The 12,586-nt window shown below is 66.3% G+C and carries 11 protein-coding genes and 2 tRNA genes; 7 read left to right on the forward strand and 6 right to left on the reverse strand.

The features are described 5' to 3' along the window. Positions 1-18 precede the first annotated feature (18 nt). Positions 19-1,857 carry a DUF885 family protein gene (locus ETR14_RS01735; protein ID WP_129383078.1) on the reverse strand — a complete coding sequence of 613 codons (1,839 nt, stop codon included), beginning with the start codon at positions 1,855-1,857 and terminating at the stop codon, positions 19-21. A 162-nt stretch (positions 1,858-2,019) separates the two neighbouring features. On the opposite strand from ETR14_RS01735, the gene ETR14_RS01740 reads away from it, so the two are divergent. Together ETR14_RS01740 and ETR14_RS01745 are read left to right on the forward strand one after the other, a co-directional pair. Beyond that, positions 2,020-3,195: an LL-diaminopimelate aminotransferase gene (locus ETR14_RS01740; RefSeq protein WP_129383079.1), complete on the forward strand. Its 1,176-nt coding sequence runs from the start codon at positions 2,020-2,022 to the stop codon at positions 3,193-3,195. A 94-nt stretch (positions 3,196-3,289) separates the two neighbouring features. Next, entirely contained in the window at positions 3,290-5,203 is a 1,914-nt protein-coding gene (locus ETR14_RS01745) for a PAS domain-containing sensor histidine kinase (RefSeq protein ID WP_129383080.1), read from the forward strand. Here the strand turns inward: ETR14_RS01745 and ETR14_RS01750 are convergent, their stop codons facing one another. Next, positions 5,204-6,541 carry an isoprenylcysteine carboxylmethyltransferase family protein gene (locus ETR14_RS01750; protein WP_243455719.1) on the reverse strand — a complete coding sequence of 446 codons (1,338 nt, stop codon included), beginning with the start codon at positions 6,539-6,541 and terminating at the stop codon, positions 5,204-5,206. 214 nt (positions 6,542-6,755) lie between these two features. Between ETR14_RS01750 and ETR14_RS01755 the strand changes: the two genes are divergently transcribed. The 5 genes from ETR14_RS01755 to ETR14_RS01775 all read left to right on the forward strand — a co-directional run bounded on the left by ETR14_RS01755 (position 6,756) and on the right by ETR14_RS01775 (position 9,198). Next, positions 6,756-7,394 carry a PilZ domain-containing protein gene (locus ETR14_RS01755; protein ID WP_165356267.1) on the forward strand — a complete coding sequence of 213 codons (639 nt, stop codon included), beginning with the start codon at positions 6,756-6,758 and terminating at the stop codon, positions 7,392-7,394. A gap of 89 nt (positions 7,395-7,483) precedes the next feature. Next, complete coding sequence (locus ETR14_RS01760; RefSeq protein ID WP_165356268.1) at positions 7,484-8,446, forward strand: hypothetical protein; 963 nt, start codon at positions 7,484-7,486, stop codon at positions 8,444-8,446. 95 nt (positions 8,447-8,541) lie between these two features. Then, positions 8,542-8,628, forward strand: a tRNA-Tyr gene (locus ETR14_RS01765). A 21-nt stretch (positions 8,629-8,649) separates the two neighbouring features. Beyond that, positions 8,650-8,723: transfer RNA gene (locus ETR14_RS01770), tRNA-Gly, on the forward strand. Between the two features lie 124 nt (positions 8,724-8,847). Further along, a complete protein-coding gene (locus tag ETR14_RS01775) occupies positions 8,848-9,198 on the forward strand; it encodes a GFA family protein (protein WP_129383083.1) in 351 nt (116 codons plus the stop codon). Between the two features lie 6 nt (positions 9,199-9,204). Here the strand turns inward: ETR14_RS01775 and ETR14_RS01780 are convergent, their stop codons facing one another. The 4 genes from ETR14_RS01780 to ETR14_RS01795 form a co-directional block, all read right to left on the reverse strand. Continuing rightward, positions 9,205-10,023, reverse strand: coding sequence for an ABC transporter ATP-binding protein (locus tag ETR14_RS01780; protein WP_129383084.1), 819 nt, complete (start codon positions 10,021-10,023; stop codon positions 9,205-9,207). Between the two features lie 86 nt (positions 10,024-10,109). Then, positions 10,110-11,345 (reverse strand): esterase-like activity of phytase family protein, encoded by a 1,236-nt coding sequence (locus ETR14_RS01785; RefSeq protein WP_129383085.1) that lies wholly within the window; start codon positions 11,343-11,345, stop codon positions 10,110-10,112. Between the two features lie 8 nt (positions 11,346-11,353). Next, positions 11,354-12,040 (reverse strand): cyclase family protein, encoded by a 687-nt coding sequence (locus ETR14_RS01790; protein WP_243455720.1) that lies wholly within the window; start codon positions 12,038-12,040, stop codon positions 11,354-11,356. A 63-nt stretch (positions 12,041-12,103) separates the two neighbouring features. After that, positions 12,104-12,532, reverse strand: coding sequence for a VOC family protein (locus ETR14_RS01795; RefSeq protein WP_129383086.1), 429 nt, complete (start codon positions 12,530-12,532; stop codon positions 12,104-12,106). Positions 12,533-12,586 lie beyond the last annotated feature (54 nt).

Genomic DNA, 12,586 nt, shown 5'->3' on the forward strand with positions numbered 1-12,586 from the left:
CAGCCGCGGCCCGACCTTTCAGCCGCGTCGCGCCGCCACGTGGCGGTCGACGACATCCTCGAGAAGGGTCAGCGGCACGTTGCCGCCGAGCACGAGGGCATCGTCGAAGGTGCGCAGATCGAAACGGTCGCCGAGCGCCGCCTGCGCCTTGGCGCGCAGCCGGACGATCTCGCTATGCCCGACCTTATAGCCGCAGGCCTGGCCCGGCCATGCGCAATAACGATCGACCTCGCCCTGCACTTCCTCGACCGTCGAGCCGTTGGTGGTGGCGAACCATTGGATCGCCTGCGCCCGTGTCCACCTCTTGGCATGCAGGCCGCTGTCGACGACGAGGCGACAGGCCCGGAAGGCGAGTGATTGCAGATAGCCGAGCCTCCCGAGTGGATCCTCGTCATAGGCCCCAAGCTCGTCGGCCAGCTGCTCCGCATAGAGCGCCCAGCCTTCCGAATAGGCGTTGAAGGCGAGCAGCGAGCGGACCAGCGGCAGTTTGTAGGTATATTCGCCCTGCCAAATGTGCCCGGGCAGCCCTTCGTGATAGGTGAGGGTCGGCAGCCCGAAGCGCGGCCACATCGCGGTGTCGCGCAGGTTGATATAGTAATTGCCCGGCACCGAACCGTCGATGGTGCCGGCCGCCGCATAACCGCCGGGAGCGCCCGCCTCGATCTCCGGCGGCACGCGCTTGATCAGGAGATTGCCCGGCACCAGGGTCGCAAACGCACGCGGCAGGCGCGTGCGGATATCGGCGACGCGCCCGTTCAGATAATCGAGGATCTGCTGCCGTCCGGCATCGGTGTTCGGGAACAGATGCTTGGGATCCTTGCCGAGTGCCGTCATGCGCTCGCCGACGGTCCCCCTGGTCAGCCCCTGCGCCCGCAGCAACGGCTCCATTCGCGCTTGCAGGGCGGCGAGCTCCTCCAGGCCGCGCGCGTGGACATCTTCCGGCGAAAGACTGCTCGTCGTCGCCGCACGCAGGGCCCAGGCATAATAACGGTCGCCGTCGGGCAGCTTCCAGACTCCGGCATCGCCGGTGGCATGGGCGCGATGGCGTTCGAGCTCGGCGATCTGGCGGTCCATCGCCGGCAGCACGCGGCGTTCGACGATCGCGGTCGCACGGCTTTGCCAATCGCCGGGGATGGCGGCGGTTCGGCGGACCAGCGACGTGATCAGACCCCAATTCGCGATCGGCAGCGCCCTTGCGCTCTTCATCTGCCGCAGAGTTTTGTCGAGCAGGAAATCAGGCGCGATCACGTTGAGCTTGCGATTGTAGGCGAGCCGCTCGGTTTCCCCATCGAGCATGCGCCAATAGGCATCGAGGCGATCGAGATAGGAGTCCGCATCGGCCGCGACGGCGATGACGTGGTTGCTGTCGAGAAAGTCCGGGATCTCGACGAAAGCGCCGGTATTCTGCGCAACCACGTAGGGCGAGTTGCGGTACGACCAGTTCTGGTTGAGCGTCACCACGTCGCCATAAGGGAAGCGAAAGCCTTCTGCGGCGATCTCGTGCGCGGTGCGAACCACGTCCAGATCGATCGCCGCCGCCGGCGCGAGACTGCTCCGCGGGATCGCGTTCAAGCGCTCGAGCCGATCGGCCGCGGTCTTGCCGAGCCGGTGATATCCTTCGAGCGAACGATCGGTAAGCCGCGCCTTCAGCCCGGCCCGTACACCCTTGTCGAGTCCCAGCGACGTCGCATTCTCCGGGTAATCGCGGAGCAATTGCTCGGCCGTTTCGGCCAGCGTCGCCTCGACGCCGGCAGCATTGGGCCCGCTGGCGGTTGCGGACCCGCCCGCGCAGCCGTCGAGGAGAGGAACGGCGGCGGCGGCGCCGCTCGCGACGAGGAAGGTGCGCCGGTCGAGCATCTACACTCCTGCTTATAGTTATTGGCCGCTCCTTGTGCCCGCCGCACGCTTGCTCCGCAATCGCAAGCCTTGTTCCCGTGCTGCGCGGCGCGCGCATTTTGTGGGGACGGGATCCCATTGTGCCTTTCGCACCCTCGCAAGTGTCGATATGCGGGAAGAGCTATGGAAGATTTTTACCGCATCCGCCGCATGCCGCCCTACGTCTTCGCCGAAGTGAACGGCATGAAGGCAGCGGCGCGGGCGCAGGGTGTCGACATCGTCGATCTCGGCATGGGCAATCCCGACGGATCTCCGCCCGCCCATGTTATCGACAAGCTCGCCGAGGTCGCACGCAACCCGCGCGCCCATCGCTATTCGGCGTCCAAGGGCATTTCCGGACTGCGCAAGGCGCAGGCCGCTTATTACCAGCGCCGCTTCGGCGTCGACGTCGATCCCGAGGGCGAAGTGGTGGTCACGCTCGGCTCCAAGGAAGGTCTGGCCAACCTTGCCCAGGCGATCACTGCGCCCGGCGACGTCGTGCTCGCGCCCAATCCCTCCTATCCGATCCACCAGTTCGGATTCATCATCGCCGGCGCCGCGATCCGATCGATCCCCGCCGCGCCGGGCCCCGATTTCTTCACCCGGCTCGAAATGGCGATGCGCTACACCGTGCCCAAACCCTCGGTGCTGGTGATCGGTTATCCGTCCAATCCGACCGCCTATGTCGCGGATCTCGCCTTTTACGAGCAGGTCGTCGCCTTCGCCCGCGAGCATAAATTGTGGGTGATCAGCGATCTCGCTTATGCCGAGATCTACTTTGGCGAGACGCCGACGCCGTCGATCCTTCAGGTTGCGGATGCGAAGGACGTCGCGATCGAATTCACCTCGATGTCCAAGACCTATTCGATGGCCGGATGGCGAATGGGTTTCGCGGTGGGCAACCGGACGCTGATCAACGCCCTCACCCGGGTCAAATCCTATCTCGATTACGGTGCGTTCACTCCGATCCAGGCGGCCGCGACCGCGGCGCTGAATGGGCCGCAGGACATCATCGAGGCCAATCGCGCCCTCTACAAGTCGCGGCGCGACTGCCTGGTGGCGAGCTTCGCCCGCGCCGGCTGGGACATCCCGTCGCCGACCGCGAGCATGTTCGCCTGGGCGCCGATCCCGGAAGCGTTTCGTCACCTCGGATCGGTCGAATTCTCGAAGCGGCTGCTCGCCGAAGCGCATGTCGCGGTAGCGCCCGGCGTCGGCTTTGGCGAGGAAGGCGAAGGCTTCGTCCGCATCGCCCTGGTCGAGAACGAACAGAGGCTGCGGCAGGCAGCGCGAAACGTGAAAAAGTTCCTCGCCTCGGGATAATACGGTCTTTTGATGGTAAGCCGTTGCAGGGGTATGTGGGGGGCGCTAGAGCCTGCCGAAGCGCGCCCCTGCCCCCCTGTCATTCAGGATGCTAATGGCTGAAGCAGCCCGGTTTGAATCCCATCTGACGGAGCAGCGTTTTCGGCTGCTGGTCAACGCGGTCACCGACTACGCTTTGTACATGCTGGATGCCGACGGCCATGTCGCGACCTGGAATCCCGGGGCGCGGCGGTTCAAGGGCTATGAGGCGGACGAGATCATCGGCCGGCACTTCTCCAATTTCTTCACCGAGGAGGATCGCGCTGCCGGACTGCCGGAGCGCGTGCTTGGCACCGCCGTCCGGGAGGGCAAGTTCGAAGCGGAAGGCTGGCGCGTGCGCAAGGACGGCACACGCTTCTGGGCGCATGTCGTCGTCGATCCGATCCGCGACGATCACGGCACGCTGGTCGGCTTCGCCAAGATCACCCGCGACATCAGCGAGAAGAAAGCGGCCGACGACGCGCTTCGCCAGAGCGAACGCCGCTTCCGCATGCTCGTCCAGGGCGTGCGCGATTACGCCATCTACATGCTTGATCCCGAAGGGCATGTGACCAACTGGAATTCGGGCGCGGAAGAGATCAAGGGTTACAAGGCGGACGAGATCGTCGGCAAGCATTTCTCCCAATTCTACACCGAGGAGGACCGCGCCAACGGCGAGCCGGTGCGGGCACTGGCGACCGCGCTGCGCGAAGGGAAATACGAGAAGGAAGCGTGGCGGCTGCGCAAGGACGGCAGCCGTTTCATGGCCAGCGTCGTCATCGATCCCATCTTCGATGACGACGGGCAGCATATCGGCTTCGCCAAGGTCACCCGCGACGTCACCGAGCGCCACCGCGCGCAGTTGGAGCTGGAGGAAACGCGCGCCGCCCTCCAGCAATCGCAGAAGCTGCAGGCTTTGGGAGAGCTGACCGGAGGCATCGCCCACGATTTCAACAATCTGATGACGGTGATCCGCGGCTCGGCGGACCTGCTGCGCCGAGGGACGCTCAGCGACGAGAAAAGGGTGCGCTATCTCGATGCGATCACCGAGACCGCCGATCGGGCGGCGATGCTGACCAGCCATCTGCTTGCCTTTGGGCGGCGGCAGGCGCTGAAGCCGGAAGTGATCGATCTGAACGTTCGGCTCGACGCGTTCGGCGAAGTCCTCTCCCGCACGCTCGGCGGCAGCATCCAGGTCCAGCTCGATCTCGCGCCGTCCTTATGGCCGGTGGAGGTCGACAGCACCCAGCTCGAAACCGCCTTGCTCAATGCCGCCTTCAACGCGCGCGACGCGATGCCGAATGGCGGCGCTATCATTCTCGCCACCTGCAATCGCGCCGATCAGGACGGCGACTGGGTCAGCATCACCTTGCACGACACCGGCGAGGGCATGAGCGAGGAGGTACTCGGGCGGGTTTTCGAACCCTTCTTCACCACCAAGCCGGTCGGCAAGGGCACCGGTCTCGGCCTCAGCCAGATCCATGGCTTCGCCGCGCAATCGGGGGGGCGCGCCGAAATCGAGTCGACGCTCGGCGAAGGCACCACCATTCGCCTGCTGCTTCCGCGCAGCGGCAAGACCGGAACCCCCGCCGAGGCGACGCCGCAGGCCCTTCAAACCGAGCGCCAGCTCAATGTGCTGCTGGTTGAGGACAACGATCACGTCCGTGAATTCGCCACCGCATTGGTGGAGGATCTCGGGCACAAGGTGGTTCCGGCGGACGGCGGTGAGGCTGCGCTTGCCCTGCTCGATCGCGAGCCGATCGATCTGCTGTTCACCGACGTCGTCATGCCGGGCATGAGCGGGGTGGAGCTCGCCCGAAGAGCACGCGAGCGGCGGCGCGGCATGCCGGTGCTGCTGGCGAGCGGCTATAGCGACGAAATCCTGGCGGGCGCCGGAGCCGAATTCCATTTCGTCCACAAGCCCTATGACGCGCAGCAGCTCGGGCTGGCGTTGATGGCCGCCTATGACGAAGTTCCGACCCTGAACTGACTACTCGGCCGGCACTGCCGCCGGCGGCCCCGCAGGCCGCCCGGAGAGCCTGCGCAGCAGGCGGGTCATCGGGCCGTGACGGTCCATCCAGTCGGCATAAGCCCGATAAGCGGGATCGGCCATCAGATGCCGCTCCTCGGTGCGTGCGCGCCAGTAATAGACGCCGCTGACCAGCGCCAGCAGCATGGTGTTGCGGATCGCATCGTTGAGATTGTGGGTGGTCGCGAAGAACGGCAAGGTCGCCAGCCACCAGAACGCATTCTTCGACACGTAGGCGGGATGTTTGGTCAGCCGATAGGGGCCGCCGGTCAGGATGCCGCGATGCGTGAGATTGGAGAAGCGGATCCCGAACGCCACCGTTGCCCAGGCATAGACGGCGGTCAGCAGCACCAGCAGCAGCGCCCAGAGCGCGATCAAGGCCGGATAGCCGTCGAGCCAATAGACCCAGCCGTCATCGCCCATCGTTCCCGGATGATAGTTGAGCGGCCGGCCCTCGCCCATCATGATGAACGGCGGGTAGCAGATCAGCGCCGCCATCCATCCGGCGGCATAGGGATTGGCCGAGCGGATGTGGGAGTCGAGCGGCTTCAGCGTCAGCGCATAGCCGACCGTTGCGAATACCGTATCGACCATGAACATGCAGCTGACCAGCCAGCGCGTCAGCGTGAGGATGTTGGTGCCGATCTCCGCGCCGCTCGGGGTAATCACCCGAAACCAGTTGCCCGGAACGATCGCGATCATGAAGGCCAGGAAGAATCCCTTCACCGCCCAGCTGCGCAGGTGGTCATGAACGGCCGTGCGATCGACGAGGCTGGTTCGGCCGATGACGAGCTGGCCGAAGTGCCAGGACCCGTCCCGCGGCGCCTTCAGCCGCCGGTCGATCCACAGGATATAAGGGACGGAGAGCAGCACTAGCGGCCCCGCCGCCCAGCCGAGCAGGCGCATGGAGAAGAGATAGGGATCCTCCCAATACCAGCGTCCAAGACAATATAGGAAGGCGATGCCGGCCCAGGTCGCCCACAGGCCGACGATCTTGACGATGCTGGTCTCGCGGGTCTCGCGCCATGGCCGGGGCGGCACCGACCAGTCGATGCCGGTCGATGCGCGGCGATGAACCTTGTCCACCGCGATCGACCACAGGATCATCGGCCCGGCGCAGGCCAGCATCGCGCAAAGCGACGCATTGGGCCCGGAATAGTCGAAGGTCCGCGCCACCAGCACCCAAAGGATCAGGCCGACAAGGCCGGAGACTCCGACCATCGGGCCGACCGCCGAGGCGGGCCTCGCGTCGGCATCGGAGCCGGGATCGGCGTTGGTGTCCACGTCCATGGCTGCCATCTGTAACGGCAAAGCGTAAGCAGACGGTGAATCGACGAGCCTGCGGTTCCGATCATACGCAGTCTCGGTCGCACTTTCCAGAACCGGCGCCGGAACCGCGGCTTCGTGGATTACCAGCGGGTATCCGTAAGAAACCTTAAACCAAACACCGGGTAGACCGGCATCCTGACGGGAAGGGTGCCGGAGTCGTTACTCGATGGTGGAAAGAGGTTCGATGCTGTCACACGAAGAGCATGAGGAGACGACCTACTCCTTCAGCTCGGAAACGCCCGAGCCGTCGGAGCGTCGTACCGGCCGCCGTCACATGACGATTCTACGCGTCGGCGGCCTGATCGGGTCGCGCGGCCGTGAGCTCTGTCTGATCCGCAACATCTCCGCGGGCGGTCTGATGGCCCACGTTTATTCGCGTCACGCCCATGGCGAGCACGTTGCGATCGAACTCAAGGGCAACAAGCCGATCGAGGGCGTCGTGCGCTGGGCGGAAGGCTCCAACATCGGCATCCAGTTCGATACGCCGATCGATGTCGCCGAAATGCTGTCCAGCCAGGCATTGCTAGACAATGGCTGGACTCCGCGCATGCCGCGGGTCGAAGTCGATCGCCTCGCCACAATTCGCTGCGGCGCCCGCCTGTACGGGGTCAACACCCACGATATCTCTCAGGGCGGGGTCAAGGTCGAGACCGACGAGCCGCTGCCGGCGGGGGCTCAGGTGGTGATCACGATGGAACGGTTCCGGCCGCTCCAGGGCGCGGTACGCTGGTCCGGCGACGGACTTGCCGGCATCGCCTTCAACCAGGCGATCCCGTTCGGCGAGCTGATGACCTGGCTGATCCCCGACAAGGTCAAGGGTTGACGATCGGGGCGCCGCGGCGCCCCGGAGGCCGGTCGTCTTCTGTCCGCTAACGTGTCGCGACACCCGCATGGTCGTCCAAGCGTTACGCGGTGATGCGCCTCCTCCTCCCCCTCCTGCTTGCCCCCATCCTGGCGATCGGCGCCTGCAGCCCCGCGCCGGCCCCTCGCATCGCCGCTTCGGAAGCCCAGTATGCCGACCTTCGCGAGACGCGATGGAACGGCCTCGTCGTCCGGGCGGCCGGGACTCCCGACGATGCGGCCCTGCTGTTTGCGAACGGGCGCCGGACGGTGCATCGGGAGCGAGATCCCGGCGCACAGGCCTGGGGGCTGTTTCCGCCGCGGGATCTCGACGGCGACGACCTCGACGATCTTCACGCCTGGTTCTGGAGCGGCGGCGCGCATTGCTGCATCACCCATTTGGTCTATCCCGGCACGATGGGCGCCAGGCCCGTCTCGCCGCCACCTGCCTGGCGGCTTGTGCAAGGCGACGGTGATCCGATCGGGTTCACGACGATCCCCGATCATCCGCGCCCGCTGCTCATCCTCTCCGACGCGTCCTCGGCTTACGTCTCCGGTGCCTTCGCCGACACGCCGAGCTTCCCCTTCTTCGTCGAAGCCGGTCCGAACGGGCTTCGGCTTGCCGAGGCGCTGATGCGCTCGGTCGAACCGGGTGGAGGCCCGGCCGTGCTTCGCGACGGCCCTCCCGGTCTCGCTGCTGCGGTGGGCAGCGCCTTCGGATCGGAGATCGCGCAAACCGGCCGCATTCCGCCGCCCGCGGAACGGATCCGGGTTTTGCGCGCCCGCCTCGACGGGATCCTGCGCGCCAAAGGGCCCGGAACGCCCGCCGCCGAGGCGATCGCCGCAGCCGATCTGCTCCCGGACATCGAGCGCCACATCAAGCTTTATTGCGTCTACGATCCCTATTGCGACATCCCTGCTCTCGCCGCCGAGATTGAGGGCGGGCGCCCAGGCGTGCTCGGGCCGTGGCTGCGCGAGCTCGATCAGAGCTGGCGTGCCTCTCCTCTGTACGCCCTCAAGCGACGGGATCGATGATGCCCCAATGCGGCAAAGCACGGGCGACGCAATCGACGCGTTGACAGGCGCCTGCGTGTCGGCCATTGAGCCCCCCGCTCGCTTCGGGCGCACCTGGACAGGTGGCCGAGTGGTTAAAGGCAGCAGACTGTAAATCTGCCCGTCATGGACGTACGCTGGTTCGAATCCAGCCCTGTCCACCAGGCGCACGAAGCGAGCGATGAGCGGGTGTAGCTCAATGGTAGAGCAGAAGCCTTCCAAGCTTACGACGAGGGTTCGATTCCCTTCACCCGCTCCAGCTTCCGCAGACGCAGCCGCTTTCCTGCCCTGCGCGCGCTCAACGGACGCAGTAGCGCGGTCGCCGGCACTGGAATGCCCCCGCCCTCCCCAGTAGCCTGTTCCGAAATCCAGGGAGAGCGTCGATGTCCTATGCGGGAAGTTGCCACTGCGGTGCGGTGGCGTTCGAGGTGGCGGGAGATCCACCGGCGGAGGCGATGAGCTGCAATTGCTCCCACTGCCGCCGCAAGGGCTTCCTGCTGAGCTTCGTCCCCGCAGCGCGCTTCGCCGTGACCCAGGGCGAGGCGCTGCTCAAGACCTACACGTTCAACACCCATCGGCTGCGCCATCGTTTCTGCACCGAGTGCGGCGTTCAGCCCTTCTCGGAAGGTACCGCGCCGGACGGCGCCGAAACCCGGGCGATCAACTTGCGATGCGTGCCGTCGATCGATCTCGACGGTTTGACTGTCCAGAAGGTCAACGGCGCCGACTTCTGATCCCGCTCACCCGACGCGGGCCGCGTACCAGCCGCCGCTGCATTCGACCGAAATGCCGGCGTCGAACAATCGGCTCAGCAGCGCGGGATCCAGCAGCCGCGCCTTTGCATCGTCGCCGGTGACTCGGCCGTGCTTGATCGTCACGACATGATCGATCTCGGGCAGGATCTCCTCGACATGATGGGTGACCATGATCAACGTCGTGCCGCCGCGGGCGAGGCCGCGCAACGTCTCGAGAAACTGACGCCGTGCGCCCGGATCGAGACCGCCGCAGGGCTCGTCCAGGAACAGGGCACGGGGTTCGTGGACGAGCGCGCGGGCGATCAGCACCCGCCGCGCTTCCCCGGTCGAGAGGGTCGCCATGTCGCGCCCGGCGAGCGCATCGATGCCGGTGCGGGCGAGCGCCGCCTCGGTCCGGTGCCGCATGCTTTCGGTGAGGACATGGTGCCGCCAGACCCCGCTCGCACCGAAGAAGGCGGAAGCCACCGCGTCGAAGGCGGTCAGAGGCCCCCGCCCCGGCTCCCGCGCCGCGAGATCCGCGTGGAGCGACGGCGAAACGATGCCGATCACCTGCTTCAGATCGGCGACGCTCCACCGCGCCCGCCCGAGGATCCGGACCTGATGTCCGCTCTGCGGGTAGAATTCACGGGTGAGCAGGCCGAGCAGAGTGGACTTGCCCGAACCGTTGGGGCCGAGGATCGCTGTGTGCTGCCCCTGCCCGATGCGCAGGCTGAAGCGATCGAGCACGAGGCGATCGCCGCGCATCACGCTGATCTCGTCGAGCTCGAGCAGGGGAGGATCGGGTCGGTCGGCTGATTCGGTCATGCGCGGCGGCGTACAGGTCATCGTCTCGCCAGGGGAGAGGCTAGGCCTGCGCCGAGAAGCGCATCGCCGCGATGCAGCCGGGGCGCTTAGCCCAGGACGGGTTCCTCGAAGACGATCTTCCAGAATCCGGTCTCGGCGCCCTCGACCCCGAAGTCATTGTCGCTGACCAGCAGCAATTCGTACGGCGACAGAACCGCCATGCCCTCCAGATCCGCGCCGACTTGTGGCAGATCGTCGGTGCTGAGCAGCAGGGTCTTGGCGAGCGTCGGCAGCGACACATCCTGAGCGCTCAGCTGCTCGACCGTCGGCCGGGTGGCGAGATCGAGATGCTCGGCGCCGAGCGCACGCGCGGGATCGAGGTCGACCCGAAACAGCTTCGACGTTCGCGAGGCTCGCTCCAGCACCAGCAGCCGGTCCTCCCCCAGCCAGACGAGTTCGCTCACCTTGATGTCGCTGCGGGTGATCGCCTCGACCGCCGCGTCGCGGGAGAAGCTTTCCGGCGGATCCAGCGGATAGAGATATTGTGCGGCGACCCTCATGTCGGTGCCGTCCAGTCGCCACAGGCGAACGTGGCGCGCCGCGGCATGGGCCTCCGGATCCGGATGCGCGAGCGGACTCTGAAAGGCGAGGAAGAGCCGTTCGCCGTCCGCCGAGGCGGCGATCGCCTCGAAGCCGCGGTTGATCTGCCGGCGGGCGGCGATGGCCGGCAGCGTCCGATGCACCGGGTAGCGGGCACCGGTCAGCGTCACGGTCTCGGGCACGAACCGGGCGAGGACCTGCCCCTCGGCGGCGATGCGGACCAGCGAAGGTCCGAATTCGTCGCCGACGACGAAACTGCCGTCGGCAAGCGCGACGATGCCCTCGCTGTCGAGGCCGGACGGATCCGGCGCGATCACCCGCCCGTCAAGATCGAAAGCGGGTTCGGAAATGGCGTGATCGCCGCCGGGCATAGGCAGGCCCGAAATCGGTGTCCCCTGGGCATCGGTGAGACGCAGCGTGGACAGGATTTCGACCGCATCGCCGGCGATCCGCAATTGCGCGATCGCCGGGCCGAGATCGACCCGCGGCATCACCTTGGCCCCCGCCGTCCCCATCAGCGGCCGGAGATGGTCGAGGCCGTAACGCTCGACCAAAGTCTTCACCTTGAGGTTCGGCCCGCGATCGCCGACGGCCCAGACGACTCCGTCCGGATCTCCCGGGCGGCGGGCGAGACCCGAGCCATAGCTCGACCGCAATACCATCGGCGCGGCGGGACACGGAATGACGCCCAGGCGCTGATCGGTCCAGTTCAGCCGCTGGGCGGTGAAGCGGGGCGCCGCCATGCCGGATCCTATTCGCCGAAGATGCGGGCGTGCGCGCGCACCGGAAAGGTGCCCATTCCTCGGATCTTCGGCGGAACCGCCGAGAACCGGAACCCAGACGGCGGCAGATTACCGAGCCCGGTCATGTGCTCGACGATCGGAATGCCGGCGGCGAGCAGCACCGTATGGACCGGGCGGCCGTTCCCGGAAGTGTCGTCGATATTGTGCGAATCGATGCCGACCAGCGCCGCCCCTGCATCGCGCAGCCGGATCGCCGCCGCCTCGGTGAGGAACGGATGACCCTCGAAATAGGCGTCGGTCCGCCAATGCCGATCCCAGCCGGTGTGGACCAGCACCGCACGCCCGCGCACGTCCGAACCGTCGAACGCCGACGGTCCGATCGCCTTGCCGTCGCCGGCGGTGACGACGATGCCGGGCAGATCGGCGATGCTGTCGAGCGTAAGGCCGGCGAGATCGATCCCGTCCGCATAGCGGTGGAACGGTGTGTCGAGATAGGTGCCGGTATTGGACACCATGTCGATCCGCCCGATCTGGAATTCGGTCCCCTCGGCATACAGGCCGCGCGACTGCGCGCGAGCGAGATGATCGCAGATCAGGGGTGCCGGCAGCCCCTTGTAGGTGATCATGCCGTGCTCGATCTCATGGCTTAGATCGACGAACCTTCCTGTCTTGCGTGCCTCGTCCCGGTGCGTCACCAATTCCTCCCTTGCTGGTGGCGCGAGCCCTACACGGTTCGCAAGGCTGCGCGGAAGCCGCGCTCAGAAGTCGATCGTCACCGATGGCGCGCTGCGTGTGGCTTCGCCATGGTAGACGGCCTCGATATTGTTGCCGTCCGGATCGAGCAGGAAGGCGGCGTAATAACCGGGATGATAAGGGCGCTCGCCCGGCGCGCCATTGTCGCGGCCGCCCGCGGCGAGCCCTGCGGCGTGAAAGTCCTCGACCACGCTCCGGCTCTCCGCCTGGAAAGCAAGGTGGTGCCGCCCGGTCAACTGCCCCTGCGCCGCCGCGCTCGCCGGGGTCGATACGAAGAATTCGTCGGCCCAGAAATAATCCTCGGCGCTGCCGCCCAATGGAATTCCGATCGCGCCGAGAACCGCCTCGTAGAAGCGACGGCTGGCAGCGAGGTCGGCGACGACGAGATGGACATGGTCGATCAGCCGACCGCGGTGCAGTTGCTGCGCTTCCATATCGTCTCCCTGCTCACCGTGATCATGTGATCCAATCAACCCTGGCCCGGCAAG

Source organism: Sphingosinicella sp. BN140058 (genome assembly GCF_004135585.1).
Taxonomy (GTDB): Bacteria; Pseudomonadota; Alphaproteobacteria; order Sphingomonadales; family Sphingomonadaceae; genus Allosphingosinicella.